This is a genomic window from Microbacterium sp. F1-18 (assembly GCF_052921305.1).
Genome location: NZ_JBREVD010000003.1, coordinates 604,704 through 623,763 on the forward strand (window position 1 = coordinate 604,704; position 19,060 = coordinate 623,763).

General features: G+C 70.3%; 17 protein-coding genes. 2 read left to right on the forward strand and 15 right to left on the reverse strand.

The features are described from left to right. Positions 1–223 precede the first annotated feature (223 nt). The gene (locus ACU6RU_RS11555; RefSeq protein ID WP_446726593.1) at positions 224–1,651 is read left to right on the forward strand and encodes a dihydrolipoyl dehydrogenase family protein; all 1,428 of its coding nucleotides are present in this window, start codon (positions 224–226) and stop codon (positions 1,649–1,651) included. Positions 1,652–1,678: 27 nt separating this feature from the next. Here ACU6RU_RS11555 and ACU6RU_RS11560 read toward each other — a convergent pair whose 3' ends face one another. The 9 genes from ACU6RU_RS11560 to ACU6RU_RS11600 form a co-directional block, all read right to left on the reverse strand. Next, complete coding sequence (locus tag ACU6RU_RS11560; RefSeq protein WP_120264602.1) at positions 1,679–2,488, reverse strand: hypothetical protein; 810 nt, start codon at positions 2,486–2,488, stop codon at positions 1,679–1,681. Then, positions 2,485–3,135: a hypothetical protein gene (locus tag ACU6RU_RS11565; protein ID WP_446726594.1), complete on the reverse strand. Its 651-nt coding sequence runs from the start codon at positions 3,133–3,135 to the stop codon at positions 2,485–2,487. The genes ACU6RU_RS11560 and ACU6RU_RS11565 overlap by 4 nt, the downstream gene beginning before the upstream one ends. Before the next feature lie 107 nt (positions 3,136–3,242). Next, entirely contained in the window at positions 3,243–3,659 is a 417-nt protein-coding gene (locus ACU6RU_RS11570; protein ID WP_446726595.1) for a hypothetical protein, read from the reverse strand. A 103-nt stretch (positions 3,660–3,762) separates the two neighbouring features. Beyond that, a complete protein-coding gene (locus ACU6RU_RS11575; RefSeq protein ID WP_289330108.1) occupies positions 3,763–4,437 on the reverse strand; it encodes a hypothetical protein in 675 nt (224 codons plus the stop codon). Positions 4,438–4,447: 10 nt separating this feature from the next. Continuing rightward, complete coding sequence (locus ACU6RU_RS11580; RefSeq protein WP_446726596.1) at positions 4,448–5,089, reverse strand: hypothetical protein; 642 nt, start codon at positions 5,087–5,089, stop codon at positions 4,448–4,450. After that, positions 5,089–6,216, reverse strand: coding sequence for a hypothetical protein (locus tag ACU6RU_RS11585; RefSeq protein ID WP_120264597.1), 1,128 nt, complete (start codon positions 6,214–6,216; stop codon positions 5,089–5,091). The genes ACU6RU_RS11580 and ACU6RU_RS11585 overlap by 1 nt, the downstream gene beginning before the upstream one ends. Further along, on the reverse strand, positions 6,213–6,515 hold the full coding sequence (locus ACU6RU_RS11590) for a hypothetical protein (RefSeq protein ID WP_023955668.1): 303 nt from the start codon (positions 6,513–6,515) through the stop codon (positions 6,213–6,215). Before ACU6RU_RS11590 ends, ACU6RU_RS11585 begins: the two co-directional genes overlap by 4 nt. A 64-nt stretch (positions 6,516–6,579) precedes the next feature. Then, complete coding sequence (locus tag ACU6RU_RS11595; RefSeq protein ID WP_112617469.1) at positions 6,580–6,867, reverse strand: WXG100 family type VII secretion target; 288 nt, start codon at positions 6,865–6,867, stop codon at positions 6,580–6,582. Between the two features lie 216 nt (positions 6,868–7,083). Next, positions 7,084–7,377 carry a hypothetical protein gene (locus tag ACU6RU_RS11600; RefSeq protein WP_120264596.1) on the reverse strand — a complete coding sequence of 98 codons (294 nt, stop codon included), beginning with the start codon at positions 7,375–7,377 and terminating at the stop codon, positions 7,084–7,086. A gap of 110 nt (positions 7,378–7,487) precedes the next feature. On the opposite strand from ACU6RU_RS11600, the gene ACU6RU_RS11605 reads away from it, so the two are divergent. Next, complete coding sequence (locus ACU6RU_RS11605; protein ID WP_446726640.1) at positions 7,488–8,882, forward strand: DUF222 domain-containing protein; 1,395 nt, start codon at positions 7,488–7,490, stop codon at positions 8,880–8,882. Positions 8,883–9,505: 623 nt separating this feature from the next. On the opposite strand, the gene ACU6RU_RS11610 is transcribed toward ACU6RU_RS11605, so the two are convergent. The 6 genes from ACU6RU_RS11610 to purN all read right to left on the reverse strand — a co-directional run bounded on the left by ACU6RU_RS11610 (position 9,506) and on the right by purN (position 19,056). Further along, a complete protein-coding gene (locus tag ACU6RU_RS11610; protein ID WP_446726597.1) occupies positions 9,506–9,874 on the reverse strand; it encodes a hypothetical protein in 369 nt (122 codons plus the stop codon). 256 nt (positions 9,875–10,130) lie between these two features. Further along, the gene (locus ACU6RU_RS11615) at positions 10,131–10,496 is read right to left on the reverse strand and encodes a hypothetical protein (protein ID WP_289330111.1); all 366 of its coding nucleotides are present in this window, start codon (positions 10,494–10,496) and stop codon (positions 10,131–10,133) included. A gap of 80 nt (positions 10,497–10,576) precedes the next feature. Beyond that, positions 10,577–15,154, reverse strand: a complete 4,578-nt coding sequence (locus tag ACU6RU_RS11620) for an FtsK/SpoIIIE domain-containing protein (protein WP_446726598.1) — start codon at positions 15,152–15,154, stop codon at positions 10,577–10,579. A gap of 42 nt (positions 15,155–15,196) precedes the next feature. Then, on the reverse strand, positions 15,197–16,684 hold the full coding sequence (locus tag ACU6RU_RS11625) for an RDD family protein (RefSeq protein WP_446726599.1): 1,488 nt from the start codon (positions 16,682–16,684) through the stop codon (positions 15,197–15,199). 113 nt (positions 16,685–16,797) lie between these two features. Then, entirely contained in the window at positions 16,798–18,402 is a 1,605-nt protein-coding gene (gene purH, locus ACU6RU_RS11630) for a bifunctional phosphoribosylaminoimidazolecarboxamide formyltransferase/IMP cyclohydrolase (RefSeq protein WP_120264589.1), read from the reverse strand. A gap of 39 nt (positions 18,403–18,441) precedes the next feature. Then, the gene (purN, locus tag ACU6RU_RS11635) at positions 18,442–19,056 is read right to left on the reverse strand and encodes a phosphoribosylglycinamide formyltransferase (protein WP_289330113.1); all 615 of its coding nucleotides are present in this window, start codon (positions 19,054–19,056) and stop codon (positions 18,442–18,444) included. Positions 19,057–19,060: the final 4 nt, after the last annotated feature.

Sequence of the window (19,060 nt, forward strand, 5' to 3'; positions counted from 1 at the left end):
GTCGAGCCTGCGCCGCGCGCCGATGCGCGGCCGACCGAGCGTGCCGTGCGCAGGCTCAACCCCACGCGATCTCCGTTCATCGGTCGGGTTGAACCGCTCAGCCTGTTGACGGCACACGCGGACGAGCGACCGGCTGCGCCGCCCGCGCCCGGCGACGTGACCCCCGCGACGCTTCCGAGCGCAAGCGCTGGCGTGCAGCCCGCGACGGGGTTAGCGTCGCGGCATGAGCGAACGCATCTACGACCTCGTCGTCATCGGAGCGGGCCCCGTCGGCGAGAACGTCGCCGACCGTGCCGTACAAGGCGGCCTGAGCGTCGCCATCGTCGAGAGCGAACTCGTCGGCGGCGAGTGCTCGTATTGGGCGTGCATGCCGTCGAAGGGACTGCTTCGGGCCGGCGCGGCGCTGCGCGCGGCCCGCGCAGTCGACGGCGCGAAGCAGGCCGTGACAGGCGATGTCGACGTCGCCGGTGTGCTGCGCCGTCGCGACTCGCTCACGTCCGACTGGAACGACTCGTCCCAGGTCGAGTGGCTGCAGCGGGCGGGAGTCGATCTCGTCCGCGGCCACGGCCGGCTGGCGGGCGAGAAGCGCGTCGAGGTCACCGAACCCGACGGTTCCGTCACCACGCTCGTCGCGCGCCACGCCGTCGCGGTGTGCACGGGTTCGGCGGCCCTCCTCCCCGATGTCCCCGGCCTCGCCGATGTCTCGCCGTGGACGAGCCGCGAAGCGACCGCCGTGCAAGAGGTTCCGGGTTCGCTCGCCATCGTCGGCGGCGGTGTCGTCGCCGCGGAGATGGCCACGGCGTTCGTCGACCTCGGCAGCGACGTCACACTCATCGCGCGCAGCCGGCTGCTCGGACCGATGGAGCCCTTCGCGGGCGACCTCGTGGCGCAGTCGCTGACCGACCGCGGCGCGCGCGTGCTGCTCCACACCGACCTCGTCTCCGCCCAGCGCGTCGAGGACGGCCAGGTCGAGCTCGAGCTGTCGAACGGCACGCGCGTCCGCGCCGACGAGGTGCTCGTCGCGACCGGTCGTGTCCCTCGTACCGGGGATCTCGGACTGGATGCCGTCGGCCTCGAGCCCGATTCCTGGATGGATGTCGACGACACCATGCTCGTCCGCGGATCCGATTGGCTCTACGCGGTCGGTGACGTCAACCGCCGCGCTCTCCTCACCCATCAGGGCAAATACCAGGCCCGCGCGGCGGGCGATGTCATCGTCGCCCGGGCGACCGGCGGCACCGTCGACGACGCCCCGTGGGGCGCCCATGTCGCGACCGCCGACCATGCCGCCGTGCCGCAGGTGACCTTCACCGACCCCGAGGTCGCTTCGATCGGCGAGACCGAGGCGTCCGCGCGCGCCGCGGGTCGCAACATCCGCGTGCTCGACTACGACCTCTCGTGGATCGCGGGCGCGTCGACGCGTTCGGACGCGTACACCGGTCAGGCTCGGGCGATCGTCGACGAGGACCGCGGCGTTCTCATCGGTGCGACCTTCGTCGGGGCGGATGTCGGTGAGCTGCTCCACGCCGCGACGATCGCTGTCGTCGGCGAGGTTCCGCTCGCGCGGCTGTGGCACGCCGTGCCGGCGTACCCGACGCTCAGCGAGGTCTGGTTACGCTTCCTCGAGACGTACGGCCGCCCGACCGTCTGAGCCGGTCGGCCCGCCGCAGCCACCGGCTCACGCGCGCCGCTCGGCGTCGAGGAGGAACAGCGTTCCCGGCTCGCACCCGAGGGCCTGCTCCAGGGTGCCGGCGTCGATCAAGCCGCGCTCGTGCAGCACGGCGAGCGCAGCGTTGCGGTCGTCGACGATGGCCTGACGCTCACCCGCCGGCAGCGCCGCGATGCGGGCGCGGATGTCGCCGACGCTGAGGCCTGTCTCGGGCGCGCCCTCGCCGTCGCCATCGGGCTCGCGGACGCGGAAGCGCACCAGCATCACGAGGGCTGCCAGCCCGGCGACGCCGAGCGCGATGAGGACCGGAACCCGCCACTGCTGCCACCCCGTGTAGTCGTCGAGCTCGGCGACGCCGGGCATCGTGCCCAGCGCGAGAAGTGCCATCGCCGCCGCCACGAGGTGGATGGAGAACTCCGGCCACGAGAACCGGGCGCCCCGGAGCAGCCAGATGACCAGGAGGGTGGCCTGGCTGACCGCCGCGACGGTGAACATCGCGCCCGCGATCGGCATCGCCCGCTGGGCCTCGATGCGGTGGAAGTCGAAGCGGTCGCCCATGAGCACGGCGAGGCCCGTGATCGGTGCGAAGAACGCGCCGATCACGAGGGCCCACAGCACGACGTCGAGGATGCGATGTAACGATGACCTCTTCGCGTTCGCGTGCAGGCGTTGCGCCATCGCGGCGCCGTCGGCGCCGAAGTGCTGGAAGATCTCCGGATGCCGCTGGTAGGCGACAGCCTCGAGCTGCGCGAATCGGACGTCGGCGGCGAGCGAGTGGTCCTCCGCCCAGCCGCGTGCGGTGGTGCGGAGGAAGCTCATGAGCCACCGCCGTAGGGGGCGACGGGAGACTCGGTGGACGCGGGCGGAGGTTCGATCGGCGTTCCGTCCTCGTTCCAGTACACCGGGCTGCCGTCCTCGGGGAAATAGAACCGGGGTTGCCAATCGGGCCCCTCGAAGGCCGGCACGCGCAGGGCGAGTCCGGGGTAGGAGATGCCGGCGAAGACCATGTCATACAGCTTCGCGGCGTCACCGGGGAAGCACCCGGGTTCCGCGGTGACTCGGATCGTGCCCCGCGCAGGGCGTATGGTCACGACGCCACGACCGACGGGACCACCCGTCGCGATCACGTTGACTTCCTGGCGGTCTCCCTCGCCGTAGGTCGTGGTGGTCGCCGTCATGTCTGCGGCCTCGAAGGCAGCGGATGATGCCGCCACGATCGCGTCGACATCCGGCGCGTCCTGCTCCAGCAGTCGGGCCCACGAAAAGGCGTACCCGTCGGAGCCGCCCTCTCTCCGGCACGGGATAGGCGAGGCTCCCCACGACCCCTGATCCACCTTCCACTCACCATCGTGGATCGCCATGATCACCGAATGCATGGTCGTCGCGTACGAGAGGTATCGATCCTCGCCGTCGCGGTAGAGCGCATCTCCCGTCGGTGCTTCGGCTGCGGAACTGCATCCCGTCATGATCACTACCATTCCCGTGGCCAGCGCCATGGCAAACGTGCGTCGCGCTCGCCCTGTCGCGCGGAGGCGGTATGAGCTGCTCCGCGAGTGCCCCAGCCGGCCCGCCGTCATCGCTCACCAATCGAGGAACGTCGGGAGAGCATGGCGATGCCCACGACCAGGATGACGACCGCGAGAGCCGAGATCGGGGCCGCGGCCCATTGCGCACCCCAGACCATGTCCCCCGTTCGCACGCCGTGCTCCGGCGTCATACCGGCGAACAGGACCGCAGCGATCGCGGCGGCGATGCCAGGCCCGATAAGTCCGCGCAGACCCGGCACATCGTCGCGACGAGCGGTCGCCACCGAGACGACGGCCAAGACCACGGATGCACCGGCTAGCGCGATCAGGACTCCGGCGGGTATGACGAAGAGCGGATACGGCGCCGCGACGGCCCACTTGGCCCTTGTGGACTCGCTGACCTGCCCGCCCGAGAGGATCAGCGACCCCACGAGGAATACGATCAGCGCAGCGGGAGGAACCACGCCGACGATCGCAGAGGCACGCGTGGCGAACGCGTGCCTCTGCGGCTCGGCGGCGACGACGGCGGGACCACGGTGTCAGCGTATGCGGCAGATGGAGCGCGTGTCAGCGAGCGCGCACCGAGCGTGTGAGCCACGACCACAGCGGGTCGCCCGCACTCAGGCCGTTGACGATACGCAAGACGCCGCCGCTCTGCCCGATTCCACTGAGGGCGCCGCAGATGCCGACGAGCAGGGCCGGCACCGTGAAGATCGAGACGCCGGCGCCGAGGTCGCGTATGAACACTGCGACGCCACCCACAGCGACCAGCAACGCGAGCGCTACCGTGAGCAGGCGGACGAGGATGCGGGGCTCGAGGTTCACTGTTCGCGCCTGCACCCACCCGGCGGCTCGCGGCGCGCGCTGGCCGTTCACGTACGGCGCGCGCAGCCAGTACGACGCCGCCCGGGTGAGCGCGCGGCCGGTCCACCACAGGGCGACGAGCAATGTGGAACCTGCCAGCGCGATCACGACGGCGATCAGGGTCACGATCACATCGACAGCGTCTACGCGCCCGGGGGTGCTGAGTGACGCGACCATTCCCGCTGCGATGAAGCCTCCCCCGGCGGCGACGACGAAGGCGACGACGCCGAGAGCCCAGCGCGACCATCGCTCGTAGTCCGAACGCAGTACGGCGGCGGCACGATCAGCTTCGGCGGCCGTCGGGGGCGCGTACGGATCCACGGTCTCACCCGTCCCGAGGAACGGGCGGGATGCGGCCTGGATCAACGCGAACGCCATGAACAGAATGCTACGGGGTGGCTGAGACGGCGTCTGCGGGCTCGACGCCCTCGGGCAGAGCCTGCGTGGTCGTGAGCGCGAACGCGACGTGCAGCGCCAGCTCGGCCGACTGCTGCGGGTCGGAGCACAACCCCATGACGACGGCTGTGCCCGCGTCGCCGGGAAGACGGATCTCGCCGACCGCGGTGAGGTGCGGCATCCCGCCGTCCATCGACGCACCGAGGGTGATCGTGCCGACGCGACCGTCCGGGGTAGTGAAGCTCTCGCTGCGCCCACCCTCGCCGAACCGCGCAAGCGGGAGCAGCCGGTGGAAGGCCGTCGCGGCGCCGTCGGTCGCGGCCGCCCCCGGCACCACGTTCGTGCAGAGGAAGAATGCCGCCGGGCGCTCGCCCAGCGTCAGCGAGACACCGGCGAAGGCGAAGGCGGTGTCGGCGAACAGCTCGACGCCGGCACGGAAGCCGTCGACGATCGCGTCGCGCGCGGCATCCGGGAGCCAGCCCTCGGCACTCACGAGGTACCAGTCGAGCCACTCCTGCGGCGAACGATCGCCGAACGAGCGGAACTCGATCCACCCCTGGGGCACCCGCTGCCAGACCCGCAGCGGCGCACCCTCAGCCGCGATCGGGTCGAGCGTCGCCTCCTGCTCGGCCATCAGACCTCCTCGTCGGTGCGCGGACCGTTGCCGCGCAGGGTGTTGTTGAACCGCTCGGAGAGGTTCTGCCACGGCCCGGTCAGACTGTCGACGAAGTCCGTCCCCTTGCTGTGGGCGTCCATCGCACTGTTCACGGTCCAGTAGGTGTTCGCGACCATGTTGGGCAGATTGACGTTGAGCGCCACGGCGACGCTTCCCGCCGCGGCTCCACCGCCGGCCATGGCCGGCGTCATGCCCTGGATCGACGGGATGAGCACCTGTCCGCCGGGTCCGATCAGCGCCTTTGCCGCCTGCCCGAGCGCGCCACCCGCGAGCAGTCCGAGGGCGCCGGTGGCGAACTCGGCGAACGTTCCGCGACCGGTCGCCCACTGCAGGCCGTCGATCGCGACGAGCGCGATGGACATGATGAGCGCCACCGTGCCGAGGACGGGGATGAAGAGCGAGAGGATCGCGATGATCGGCAGCGCCGCCCGGAGGATGTCCTCCAGGATCGGCACCACGTTGTCCATGAGCCAGTTGCCTGCGTCGGCGAGCCAGTCGCCGGCCGAGCCCATGAAGTTGGTGAACTTGTTGCCCGCGTAGGAGTCGAGCGTGTCGCTCGCCGACAGGAGCGCTCCCGCCGCGGCGGCCGCGTCGGCGTCGACCTCGTCCTTGAGCTGACGAGCGCGCGCTCGGATCGACTCCAGCTCGCCCTGCGCGTTCGCCAGCGCCGTCGACGCGTTCGACACGGCATCCGGGTCGGCATCCTCGGCGTCTTTGTTCGCCTGCGCTTGCGCATGCGCCGATTCCGATGAGGCGACGCTCGCGGATGCCGCTGAGGCCTCCTCCGCGAGCGCTGCGGCACGCCGCTGGTAGTTGGTGAGCTGATCGGTCCAGGTTGCGAGGGCGGTCCGCGATGTGCGCAACGCCTCGCCGGTGTCGCTGAGGTGCGGTCGGAAGTCCTCGCTGAGTGCGGCGCGGAAGGCCGTCGCCGACTTCCCGATCCAGGCGGCGTCGTCGGAGCCGTCCATCATCGAGAGCGCGTCATCGACGCCGTCGCAACTGGTGGTGAGCGCATCCACATATCCGGAGAGCGTCGCGACGTCTCCCGGGGCGGGGTCGAAGCCGAGAGCGGAGAAGTCGGTCACGACGCCGATCCTTCCTGCGGAACCATGCTGTTGCCGAGCTCGGTGTCGAGCTGCTGGAATGCCTCGAGAATGCCCTCGAGTCCCGTGCCCGCGTCTTCGGCATAGCGGGCGAGTTTGTCGATACCGCCACCCCACGAGTCGTGGAGATCCTCGAGACGCCGCCGCAGCACGTCTTGGGGCACGGCCGCGCCCGAGACGTTCGACATCGCCCGTGTCGCCCCGTCGAGAACATCTCGCATGTTCGCGTAAGCGTTGCGGCTGGCGCGCATCGCGCCGTAGTCGATCCGCACGTCGACCATGGTCACCTCCGAGAATCGAGCGGAGCCGAGGCGCCCAGGACGCCTCGGCTCCGAGAAGACGAGATCAGCTGCCGGCGAGCTGCTGGTCGAGGTCCTGGATCGCGCGCATCATGCCCAGCAGCGACTCGGACATGTCGTTGATGCCATCCACCGCGTTCTTCAGACCCGTGGTGAGCTCCGAGTAGCCCTCACCGAACTTGCCCGACGCGTGCTGCGTCTTGAAGTCGTCGCCCAGAAGCGTGTCGACCTGCGACTTCAGGGTGTCCAGCTGACCCTGAATGTCATCACGAGCCTGCGCCAGCGAGCTCGCAACCTGCTCCATCTCGCCATAAGACGCACCGAAATCAGCCATGACGGCCCTCCTGAAAGTAGATGTCCCGACCCCCCTCCGGAGCCGACACCCAAAACCTATCGGCACCGATCACATCAGGTCGATGGGGAGAACTCCCCATCTCGGAATGTGCTAGGCAATCGCTTTCCTCCGGCAGCCCGTGGCGCAGTTCCGCCCTTCATGCCGAGAGGACGCGCCGTGATACCGCGGTCTTTTCCATCCCGCCCGTCGGTGAGCTCAGGTGAGGTGGCCGACACCCGCGAGCGCGGCCTTCGTGCGAGGCGACATGACCTCCGGCGCCATCGTCATCTCGAGCTTCTCGACATCGGACCACCCCCCGCGGAATCGGACGACGCGCGAGAGGAAGACGTGCAGGGCGATGTGAGCCGCGGCCGCGGCCAGCCAGAACGATCGCGGCGGGGGCGATGTTGACGACGGCGATGATGATGAGCGGAACCCAGGCGCTCGGGAGGCTCCACCGCGGTCCAAACGTGCGTGACGCGTCAGGTTCGGACGGCTGTGCTGCGGCATGTTCCGACGGTCGATCGCGCGGATGCCGCAGCCTGTGGACAGTTCGGGTGAATGTCGGAGGTCGGCGCCATGATTAGAACGTGCATTCGAACCACGCATCCGGCAGCGGGATGGGCAGCGACGCCGACGTCGCCGCGCTCGCGGCGCTGGTCGCGGATGCCGAGGCGGCTGCGGATGTGGTGCGGGCCGGGCAGGTCCGGGAGGTGCGGGTTCTGGCGGCGGCGGGGGTGCTGGCTGAGCAGCAGTCGGCGGGCGCGTCCGAGCGGGTGAAGGCGCGGGAGATGGCACTGCGTGGGATCGCCGCCGAGCTTGCCGGGGTGTTCGTCGCGACCGACCGGACGTTGCAGCGTCGCATCGACGAAGCCCGAGACCTCGTCGACAACTACCCGTTGACGATGGCGGCATGGGAGGCCGGGCGGATCGTCCGCGGGCACGTGCGGGTCATCCAGGACGTCGGATGCGTCATCCCGGCGGGTGACCGTGCGGAGTTCGAACGCCTCGCGATCGAGAAGTGCGAACGCGACGCCCCGAACCGGGTGCGCGACGCGCTCCAGATGGTCGCCGAACGGGTGCACCCGCGATCGTTCGCGGAACGCCACGAGGAGGTCGCGGCGGGGAGGTGCGTCTCGGTTAAGCCCGGCCCGGACGGGATGTCGGATTTGATCGCGACGCTGCCGACCGTGATCGCCGACGGAATCGTCGACCGACTTACGCGACAGGCGCGGGAGATCATCAACGCACGACCTGCGCGCGACGCCGCGGGCGTTCCTGACGAGCGAGCCGACACGCGAGCCGACGCGAATGGCGGCGCACCCGACGCCGAAACGACGCTTGATGTCGGGTCGTCGTTCATCGACGACGGCCGGAGCATCGACCAGGTTCGAGCCGACGTGTTCTCCGACCTCCTGCTGGCCGGAACACCGGCCCTCGACCCCACCGCGACCGGTGACGGCAACGGCACCCTCGGAGCGATCCGCGCGCACGTACAGGTCGCGGTGTCGGCTTTGACCCTGATGGGCAACGATGAGGAGCCGGCTGATCTCGCCGGACGCTCCCCCATCGACGCCGCCACCGCCCGCGAGCTGGCGGGCAACGCCACCTCGTGGGGCCGGCTCCTCACCCACCCCGTCACCGGAACCGTCCTGGAATGCGACGCGTACCGGCCCACCGCGGCAATGATCCGGTTGCTGCGAGCCCGGGACCGGCACTGCCGGTTCCCCGGATGCCGACAACCCGCCATCCGATGCGAACTCGACCACACCATCGCCGCATCCGACGGCGGCAAGACACACGTGTGCAACCTCGCCGACCTCTGCAAACGCCACCACGACGTCAAACACCACACCAGATGGCACGTGGCACAACTCGCGGGTGGAACCCTCGTCTGGACCTCACCGACCGGGCGAGTCTATCGCGAAGACGCACCACCACCACTGGTCACCTTCACGATCCCAGAACCACCCGGCACGGCTGGGCCACCACCCGACGTACCACCACCGTTCTGACGCGCATCTCCGCCGTCCCGACGCGCAGCGCCAGGGTATGAAAGATCTCGGAATGCCGCTGGAAAGCGACCGTTTCGAGGCGACTGAACCGCGTCTCCGCGCTCAGGATCGCGCGAGAACCCCGGAGAGCCGCAGCGAGGCCGACCAGGATCGCCGTCGGCACGAGGAAGAGCGGTGAGGGGATGACGGCGTCCCGCTTCGTGTCCATCGGTGCGCTCACTTGGCCACCCGACAGCACGAGCGACCCGATGAGGTATGCAACGAGTGCGTGAGACGACGGTGATCACCACATAGAGCGTTCGGCTCGCGGAGTGCGCTCGGCGTGGTGAGGCGGTCGGCTGCGGCACGGCGCCAGCCCAGGCGGACAACGACGACACCGTCGGACGAGGTCCCGGCGCGGCAACCGCACCGTACAGTCCCGTACGCCAGGCGGCCGGCAGCACTGCCGGCCGACAGCACGTACGCGGGAGAGCGCGCGGCCCCCACGAAGACGGCCATGGCGACGACCGGACCCCGGTTGCGCTCGTGGCGGGGTGGCACGAGCACCGCGGTGCCGGAGAACGACGCCGCCACTCCCAGGGGTGAGTGTGATCCACAACCCCGGTCAACTCTCCGCGGCCCGCTCAGTCTGCGGGCGGCGGGGAAGAGGGCAGCCGCGGCTCACCATCGGCGATGCCGAAGAAGATCGGGTCGGAGGGCGCCTCCTGCTCTGGGACCGGCCAATCCGGAATCGGATCGTCACCATAGATCATCCGGTCCAATTCCTCGATGTCGCCGGGCTGGCAGGGCGAGGTCGCGGTCAGCACCACGTTGCCGTTGTCGATCAACGTCACCGTCAACAGCGAGTACACCCCCTGCTTGCGCACGATCACATCACCCGACGACACCGTCCCGGACGCGAGATCCATACCCTCGACCTCGAAACCCGCCTCGACCAGATGCTGAGACACCGCCTCCCGTTTGTCCGGGATCTCCGCCGGATCGATGCTCACCGTCCGGGTCAGATCGAACTTCCACCCGTCGCCGCACCCGACTCCCGACGGCAGCATCCCGTACGCCCCACCTCCCAGGGCCCGTCGTGGACCGCCGCAAGCACTCCGTTCGTCGTCTCCCGGAAATCCAGATACAGGCTCTCCGCCCGCTCGAACAGTTCCTCACCTGTCGGTTCTGCCACCGTCGCCCCACATCCCGTCAGAACGGTGACCGCGAACGCGGCCGCCGTCGCACCGAACAGACTTCTCCGCATGCTCACCGCCGCACCTCATCGGCGCGCCGGGGGCGGGGCGATCGCACCGCGATGATGACGAGGAGCACGACCTGCGCCACGGCGAGTGCGAACCACAGCCGCAGTTGCGCTTCCGAGAACGACGTGCCCGCAGACGTTCCCACCACAGCGCGGTATCCGATCGCCGCGACCATTGCCACCGCGACGATCGTGGCGATGATCGCGGCATCCGTTCGCCTTGCCGCAGGCCGGACGACGGCCGCCGCGCCGAGAGCGAGAACCGCGACGACGGATGCCGTCACCATGATCGGAAGGGCGAGGCCGGGGTCGAGCCGGATACGCCGGAGCGGTGGATACATCACGGCAGCCGAGACGACCGCGGACGTCATCCCGGTGCCCGCGATCCACGCCCACCACCGCCCGCCCGCAGTGGCTGGCGACGCGCGGACCCGCCCCGACGACATCCGACTCAGCGAATGGTCTCGGTGACGGTGTCCGTCGACACGACCTCCGCGGCGCTGGCCGCCACAGGACCGGGCGCCGCGACGGTCTCGGACTCGACGAGCGGCATCTGCACCGTGACGGCGCGACCGGCCTGCACGAAGATTCCGCGGCCTTCAGGGAAGTCGCTGCGCTTGACCTTCGGGAACGGCACCTTGAACACGGCGTCGCCGTCGAAGGCATCCGGTTTGAGGATGATGCCCTTGCGGCCGCCCTTGAAGTCGCCGACGAGGCCGAACCCGCTGGTCACCTGCGTGACGTCGGCATCGCCGATGAGCAGGTGATCGCTGCGGTTCACCGCCTGGAACAGCGCCTTCAGGGGGCGCTCCGCGGGCGAGTCGGCGAACTGCGGCACGTCCTCGACGACGATGAGGATGCGGCGCCCCAGCGTCTCATCCGCGACGAGCTCCGCGAGCTCGGTGGCGAGCTCCTTCGCGTCGTCGGGCGTCGTGGCGCTGCGCACCCACGGCGCGAAATCGCGCAGCTGCGACCGGCGCCCGCCGAAGTGGAACAGCGTCACCTCGGGGTCGAGGCGCGTCATTGAGGTGATGAGCGCCTTCATCGCCGTGGTCTTGCCCGCCATCGGCGGGCCGGCGACGACGAAGGTGCCGACGGGGTCGAAGTCGCGCGCCGCCAGCGTGTCTTCGGCGACACCGAGTACGGGGAACTCCCCGATGCGGTCGGGCAGGTCGGCGAGTGCCAGACGCGTCGGCAGCGAGCCGATCTCGGCGACCTCGCGCACGCCGCGCGAACGCAGCTCGTCGGCGAGCTGACCGAGCAGCTTCGTCTGCTCAGCGACGTTCGGCGTGCCGCCGAGCACCGCGATCTGGGTCTCGAACCCGTCGACGATCGCCCGACCCGGCGCAGATCGCTCGTCGAGGACATCCTTCGGCGCGTTCAGTAGCGCGTAGGCATTCTCGTCGGAGAGGCGCAGGACGACGCGACGCGAGATGTTCGAGCTGACGGCCGTCGGCACCGACCCGGAGCGGTCGGCGGTCGCCACGACGTGGACGCCGAGCGGGCGGCCCTCGCCGAGGATCCGCATGAACGCCTGGTAGAACGGCATCCGCGCCGTCGTCGACTCCCACTCGGCCCGGAACTGCGGCAGCCCGTCGAGCAGCAGCACGATGCGCGCCTCGTCACGGCCGGTGAGCTCGCGGTACTCGGCGATCGTCGACGCGTTGGCGGCGCTGAAGCGCTTGCCGCGATCGTCGAGGACCTTGCCGAGCGAACGCATGATGCGCTGCACACGCTCGGCGTCGTCACCGGGGATCACCGATCCGACGTGTGGCAGGATCTCTAGGCTCTTGAGCGATCCCGATCCGAAGTCGAGGCCGTAGACCTCGATGTTCTCGGCGCGGCGGCCCGTGGTCGCGGCGGCGATGGCGATCGTGCGGAGGACCGTCGACTTGCCCGAGCCGCTCGTGCCGTACACGAGCATCGAGCCGTCGCGGTCGGGATCGAAGTAGACCGCTTCCTGCAGCTGGCGTTCGGGGATGTCGCTCTTGCCGATGAGGATCGACCCGGCTCTGCCCGCGGGCAACGAGCGGATGTCGACGGTCGTCTCCAGATCGTCGAGCCACGGCCGCCGCGGCGCAGGGATGGCCGCCCGGTTGGCCGCAGCGACGAGGGTCGCGACGATGCGCTTCTGGTCGTTGGGCCCGGGGTCGACCTCGGCAGCGGGGTCTTCGGGCTTCTCGTCGACCTCCCAGCGCTGCACCGAGCCGAAGCGGAGCTCGGCGACGCTCACATCGGCGGCGACGACCTCATCGGTGCTCCAGCCGCCGGCATAGGCGGACTGGAAGGGCACGAGCCGGCCCGGGCCGGTCTTCGCGATACCGCGGCCGGGGATGCTGGGGTCGAAGCGTGCCGCCACGGGATCGTCGACGACGTCCTTCGAGTCGGACTCGTCGGCCATGCGCAGCGCGACGCGCAGGTTCGTGTTGGCGCGGAGGTTGTCCTTGATGACGCCGGCGGGACGCTGCGTCGCCATGATGAGGTGGATACCGAGCGAACGGCCGCGCTGAGCGATGTCGACGACTCCGTCGACGAACTCGGGCACCTCGCCGGCGAGAGCGGCGAATTCGTCGATCACCAGCACGAGAGCGGGCGGGGTCTCGGGGTCACGACGCTTCTCGAGCTCGAGGAGGTCCTTCGCCTTCTTGCGGTTGAACAGGTGTTCGCGGTGATGCAGCTCGGCCCGGAGGCTCGTCAGGGCGCGGCGGACGAGGTGCGGGCTCAGGTCGGTCACCAGGCCGACGGTGTGCGGCAGCTCGACGCAGTCGGCGAAGGCCGACCCGCCCTTGTAGTCGACGAAGAGGAAGGTGACGCGGTCGGGGCTGTGGGCGGCCGCCATGCCGAGCACCCAGGCCTGCAGGAACTCCGACTTGCCGGCACCCGTGGTACCGCCGACGAGGGCGTGGGGGCCCTGTGTGCGCAGGTCGAGCGTCATGGCGTCGGTGGCGCCCTGGCCCACGATCGCGCGGAGGTTGCCCGCCTTCTTGAGGCGGGGCAGCGCAGCGCCCGAGCGATCGAGGATCGTGTTGTTCTCACGCCAGCGCTCGACCGCGAAGGTGGGGTCGGACGCGAGCTCCGAGCCGACCAATGAGAGGAACATCACCGAGTTCGGGATGTCGGAGGAGTCCTCGATGATCGTGCTCGCGTCGGTGACCGGCGCGAGACGCTTCGCGAGCACGGTCATGAGCTCGTTCGAGACGCCCTCGACCTCGGTGACGGGGTACTCCACGCCGCTGCGCACCGTACCGACGCGCGCCGCGCCGAGACCGGCCGACACGTCGACGAACGAGCGGCACACGGCGGGCAGCGCATCGACGACGGGTGCGACGAAGATGCCGTAGACCCCGACGTCGGCGCCTCGCTCGAGCACCTGGATCAGACGCGCGCGGTCGACGGGCGCGTCGGCGGTCACGATGACGAGCACCGCGGTCTGCCCCGGGAAGGTCGCCTCTTCAGCGGCGCGCCGGACGTCGGTGCCGTAGCGCATCGGGTCCCAGTCGTCGTCGAACGGCAGACGCGGCGCGGCCGCCGCCTTCGACCGACGCATCACGAGCTCTTCGAGACCCGACAGCAGCGCGGCCCCCGTGGAGGCGGAATCCGACAGCGGCATGTCACGGAACGGGCTGCGCTCACTCGAGGTGTGCGGCAGCCACTTGAGCCATTCGAGCTCCTTCGCCCACTCGGGCTCGGTCAGCGCGACGGCCGCGAGGTCGTTCGGGGAGTGCAGGCCGAACAGCTGCACGGCCAGCCCTCGGAGCGCATCGGCCGCTTCGCGCGCACCGCCGGCGACACCGAGAACGCCGACGCTCTGGAGCGATTCGAGCACCGGGACGCCGTCGATCAGACGGTAGCGCTCGCGCAACCGGTCGACGCGTTCGACGTACTCCTGCAGGGCGTCGGGGTTCTCCGCGCGCTTGATGCTCGTGCGCGAGGGAGCCTCGGAGGTGCCCATGCGCACCGAGAGGAAGTTCCAATGCTCGGGCCGGCGGGTCCACAGCATCGGGCCGAGCTGCATCGACTGTTCGAAGACGACCGCGACAGGCGGCACCTCCGCGTTGCGCACCTCGCGCTCACGTGGCCGCAGCCGGTACAGCGTCTCTTCGAGCTCCTCGAAGGTGCGCTCGAAGATCTCGACCTCTTTGCGCTGGCGCTGGCCGAGCTGGGTGCGCTGCGAGACGAAGTTGCCGAGCAGCATCATCGGGGTCATGAAGACGATCAGCAGCGTCCGCGGCTGATTGGTGATGGAGAACATCGCGATGCCCAGGATGAGCGGGGCGATCAGCATCGGCCAGGGGAAGAGCCGGGATACCGGGTCTTTCGGCATCCGGGGCTCTTCGAGCTCCTCCCCGACGTAGCGCGCCTCGACCCGGGGGCTGCGGTTGAACAGCAGGCTGCCGCCGCGTTCGAGGACCGGATCCTGCTCGACCGGAGCGAACGTCTCGGCCATCGAGACCACGAGCTCGGTGTCGCCGAGCTGGAAGCGCTGACCGGGGATGACGCGGAGACGCTGAACGAGACCGCCGTCGATCACGATGCCGTTGGCCGAGTTCAGGTCGACCAGCTCGACGGATGCCCCGATCTCGATGCGAGCGTGGCGCTTGGAGACGAGCCGGTCGTCGAGGACGATGTCGTTGCCTTGCGCCCGGCCGATCGTGAAATGACCCTGCGGCAGCGAGAACTCGCGTCCCGCGAGGGGGCCGCCGACGACGTGGAGAATGGCGGCGACGGGGCCGCCCGCTCCGCGCGTGGCGACGTAATCCGCGCCCAGGTTGGTCACCGACGCGACGAACCCCGACCCGATGGGCGCGTCGCTGACGAGCATGTGCGGGTCGAGCATGACGAAGTCGGGTGAGGTCGGCGGCGCGACCGTGAGTGTCAGGACATCCGCCTCGCCTGCCGCGACCTCCCGTCGCGGATCGCTGTCGACGATCCGGCGGGCGACGTCGTGCACGGTGGCCGTCGAGTCCGACGTGACGACGATGTCGGTGCCGGTGTGATCACGGCGCTGGAGAGTCAGCTTGAGTCTCATCGAGGTTTCCTGTCAGCCGTGCGACGTCGGTCGGCGGGGAGGTCAGCGGATGGCGATGACCGCGGAGCGGTCGCCGAAGCGGATGGTGTCGCCGTCGCGCAGGTCGACGGGGTGCCCGGGCACGAGAGCCTGCTCGCGAGCCCCTCGCACCAGCACACTGCCGTTGGTCGAGCCGCGTTCGACCGCCACGACCCGGCCGTCGAGGCGCAGCAGTGCCCAGTGCGTCTTCGAGATCGACCGGGTGTGGTCGATCACCGGCACGGGCAGCACGTCCACGTCGTCGGGGCCGGTCGCGGGCGCACGCCCGAGGACGACGCCTCCGCCCGGCACGGCGATGGTGTCACCCGAGTCGAGGGTCAGCTCGACGACCGCGGACGACGCGGATGCCGGCGCGGGCACCTGCTCGGAAGCGGCGGGAGCAGGAGGAGCAACCGCGGGTGTCGCGTGAGCAGCCGGCGGCGCCGCCGGAGCCGGCGCGGGTGCCGGGTCCTCGAGAAGGGAGGGCGGTGTCCAGGATGCCGAACCCGCGGCCGGAGCGACGATCGCGCCGGGCGCGACAGCAGCGGGCCTCGGCGCGGCGGCAGACACACCCGGGGTCGCCGGGGGCGACGCCAGGCTGCCGCCGCCGGCGGGTGCTTCCGGCGCACCGGGCGACGGTGACGCAGCGGGCATTCCCGGAGCGGGCGCGACGAACGGTGCCGGCGCGACGGTCGTGGGGATGCCGGGGCGGACCTCGTCATCGGCGGCATCCGTCTCGCCGATGATCCCGCTGCCGGGAGCGGAGCGCACCGCACCGAGCACGCCCCCCTTGTTACGCGCGAGCGGGACATAGGCACCGGCCGAGCCGGTGGCCACCGGCGTCGCGAGCGAGGGGAGCTCGGCCTTCACATCGAGCAGATCGGTCGCGACGGTCTTACGCGCGATGCGCATCCGCTTGTCGTCGTAGGGGTTGAGCCCGTGCTTGACGTCGACGAGCCAGACGGCGGCGGCCATGTCCGGCCAGCCGCGGCCCCGCCGGGCGGGATCGAACAGGGGCGAGAGCGCGATGACGAGCAATGGACCGAGCAGCGGAACGATCATGCTCGCGCAGAGCACGAGATAGCGCACGACGGCCCCGCGCCAGAACCCCGGCCGCTCGAGGGTGCGCACGTTCACGGCCCGCAGGCCGGTGAGCGCCTTGCCGAGGGTGACACCGCGGCGACCGAGCAGGATGAGCTGGACCAGGAGGAAAGCGGTCGACAGCCCCGAGCTGACGGCGGCGAGGATGATCAGCAGCACCAGATCGTCACGAGCGGTCAGCGCCTCGACGGGATCGGCCGCGAGGATGGCCGTGCTCAGCGCCGGGACGACGACGATGAGCATCGGCGACTGGATCAGCAGCAGGACGATGGCCTCGAGCACCGTCGCCAGCACGCGCCGGCCGAACGGTGCTGGACGCAGCCCGAGCGACGCGGCGTACTCCGGTCTCGGCCGACCGTCGGCATCGAGCCCCTCGATCGTCCGAGCGCGCTCATCGATCTCCCAGATCACTCGTTCCTCCCCGAAACGGTTCACACCCGAAGCGACCCTATCGTCCGTCGCGGGCCCGGCGATCGACTATTGACTCGACGGGCCCGCACGACGCCGGCGGAGAGGCCGGAACGTCAGTGGAAGAAGTGGCGCTCACCCGTGAAGAACATCGTCACGCCGGCAGCCTGGGCCGCGTCGACGACCTCCTGGTCGCGCACCGACCCGCCGGGCTGGATGATCGTCTTGATCCCGGCGTCGATGAGAACCTGCGGACCGTCGGCGAAGGGGAAGAAGGCATCGGATGCCGCAACCGAGCCGGCCGCGCGCTCGCCCGCGCGCTCGACGGCGAGTCGGCACGAGTCCACGCGGTTGACCTGGCCCATGCCGATCCCGACCGTCGCGGAGCCCTGTGCGAGCACGATCGCGTTCGACTTGACGGCGCGGCACGCCTTCCACGCGAAGATCATGCCCTCGAGCTCGGAGGGGTCGGGGCGCTCGCCGGAGACCAGCTGCCAGTCCTTCGCGACCGACTCGATGTCGTCGGGGAAGCGGTCGGCGTCCTGCAACAGCAGTCCGCCGGAGACGAGGCGGACGTCCATGCGCTCCTGGCGCCAGTCGGCCGGAAGACGGAGCACCCGCAGGTTCTTCTTCAGCTTGAACACCTCGAGTGCCTCGGGCTCGAAGTCGGGGGCGACGATCACCTCGGTGAAGATGTCGCGCAGGTTCTCGGCCATCTTCAGCGTGACCGTGCGGTTGGCGGCGATCACGCCGCCGAAGGCCGAGACGGGGTCGCACTCGTGGGCCCGCAGGTGTGCGGAGGCGATGGGATCCAGCGCCTGCGGCGCGGTGACGGCGATGCCGCACGGGTTCGCGTGCTTGATGATCGCGACGGCGGGCTTGACCATGTCGAACGCGGCGCGGAGGGCCGCATCGGCGTCGACGTAGTTGTTGTACGACATCTCCTTGCCCTGCAGCTGCTCGGCCTGGGCGATGCCGTGGCCGCCCGCGCGGGTGTAGATGGCGGCGCGCTGGTGGGAGTTCTCGCCGTAGCGGAGCGTGGCCAGCCGCTCGGCGCGAATCGTCAGGTGCTGCGGCAGCTCGTCGCCCTCGAGCGTCGACTCGGCGAACCACGTCGCCACGGCACGGTCGTACTCGGCCGTGTGCGCGAACGCACGGGCGGCGAGGTCGCGGCGCTGCGCGAGGCTCGTGCCGCCGGCGGAGACGGACTCGATGATGGCCGGGTACGACGAGGGCGAGACGACGATCGCGACGTTGGCGAAGTTCTTCGCCGACGCGCGCACCATCGCCGGGCCGCCGATGTCGATCTGCTCCACGACGTCGTCGGGCGCGGCGCCCGACGCGACGGTCTCGACGAAGGGGTACAGGTTCACGACCACCAGGTCGAACGCCGAGATGCCGAGCTCCCCGAGCTGGGCTTCGTGGCTCTCGAGCCGCAGATCGGCGAGGAGTCCCGCGTGGACGCTCGGGTGCAGGGTCTTCACACGACCGTCGAGCGACTCCGGGAATCCGGTGACCTCGGCGACATCCGTCACCGTCAGGCCCGCGTCGCGCAGGAGCGCGGCCGACCCTCCGGTCGAGACGATCTCGACGCCGGCGTCGGCGAGCGCCTGCGCGAGGGGCAGGAGATCGGTCTTGTCGCTCACCGAGATGAGCGCGCGGCGGACGGCGACGAGGTCGCGTGCGCGGTAGAGGGCGGGGTCGTGGCTCGGTCCGGCCATGGCGGTTCTCCTCGGGTGCGGTGTGGGGCCTGCGGTGCGTCAGGCGGTCGGAGCGGTCGGGTTCGGGGAAGCGGGCGCGGCGAGGTCGATGTCGCCGGTCGCGATGCGCCGCACGACGTCGATCAGCAGGCGGCGTTCGACGGGCTTGATGCGCTCGTGCAGGGTCGTCTCGTCGTCACCGGGCAGAACGGGAACCCGCTCCTGCGCCAGGATCGGCCCGGTGTCGACGCCGGCATCGACGACGATGACGCTCGCCCCCGTCCGGTCGGTGCCCGCGGCCAGCGCGTCTCGCACGCCGTGCGCTCCCGGGAACTCGGGCAGGTATGCCGGGTGGGTGTTGATGATGCGGGGTGCCCACGCGTCGACGACGGCGGCGGGCAGCAGCCGCATGAGACCGCTGAGCACGATGAGATCGGGAGCCCAGGCCTCGAGCTGGCGCAGGAGCTCGTCGCCCCACTCCTCGCGCGTCGCGTACTCCCGGAACGGAACCGCGAAGGTGGGGATGTTGAAGGCGTCGGCGTGGGCGAGACCGTCGGCGGGGCGATCGGCGCCGACGACCACGACGCGGGCCGGGAATCCGGGCTCGGCCGCGGCATCGAGGAGGGCCCGCAGATTCGACCCGCCACCGGAGATGAGGACCGCGACCGTCAGCACCGTC

Coding starts and splice junctions, on each gene's coding strand:
- ACU6RU_RS11555 (WP_446726593.1), top strand. CDS start 224: ATGAGCGAACGCATCTACGACCTCGTCGTCATCGGAGCGGGCCCCGTC.
- ACU6RU_RS11560 (WP_120264602.1), bottom strand. CDS start 2,488: ATGAGCTTCCTCCGCACCACCGCACGCGGCTGGGCGGAGGACCACTCG.
- ACU6RU_RS11565 (WP_446726594.1), bottom strand. CDS start 3,135: ATGACGGGATGCAGTTCCGCAGCCGAAGCACCGACGGGAGATGCGCTC.
- ACU6RU_RS11575 (WP_289330108.1), bottom strand. CDS start 4,437: ATGGCGTTCGCGTTGATCCAGGCCGCATCCCGCCCGTTCCTCGGGACG.
- ACU6RU_RS11580 (WP_446726596.1), bottom strand. CDS start 5,089: ATGGCCGAGCAGGAGGCGACGCTCGACCCGATCGCGGCTGAGGGTGCG.
- ACU6RU_RS11590 (WP_023955668.1), bottom strand. CDS start 6,515: ATGGTCGACGTGCGGATCGACTACGGCGCGATGCGCGCCAGCCGCAAC.
- ACU6RU_RS11595 (WP_112617469.1), bottom strand. CDS start 6,867: ATGGCTGATTTCGGTGCGTCTTATGGCGAGATGGAGCAGGTTGCGAGC.
- ACU6RU_RS11600 (WP_120264596.1), bottom strand. CDS start 7,377: ATGCCGCAGCACAGCCGTCCGAACCTGACGCGTCACGCACGTTTGGAC.
- ACU6RU_RS11605 (WP_446726640.1), top strand. CDS start 7,488: ATGGGCAGCGACGCCGACGTCGCCGCGCTCGCGGCGCTGGTCGCGGAT.
- ACU6RU_RS11615 (WP_289330111.1), bottom strand. CDS start 10,496: ATGACGTCCGCGGTCGTCTCGGCTGCCGTGATGTATCCACCGCTCCGG.
- ACU6RU_RS11620 (WP_446726598.1), bottom strand. CDS start 15,154: ATGAGACTCAAGCTGACTCTCCAGCGCCGTGATCACACCGGCACCGAC.
- purH (WP_120264589.1), bottom strand. CDS start 18,402: ATGGCCGGACCGAGCCACGACCCCGCCCTCTACCGCGCACGCGACCTC.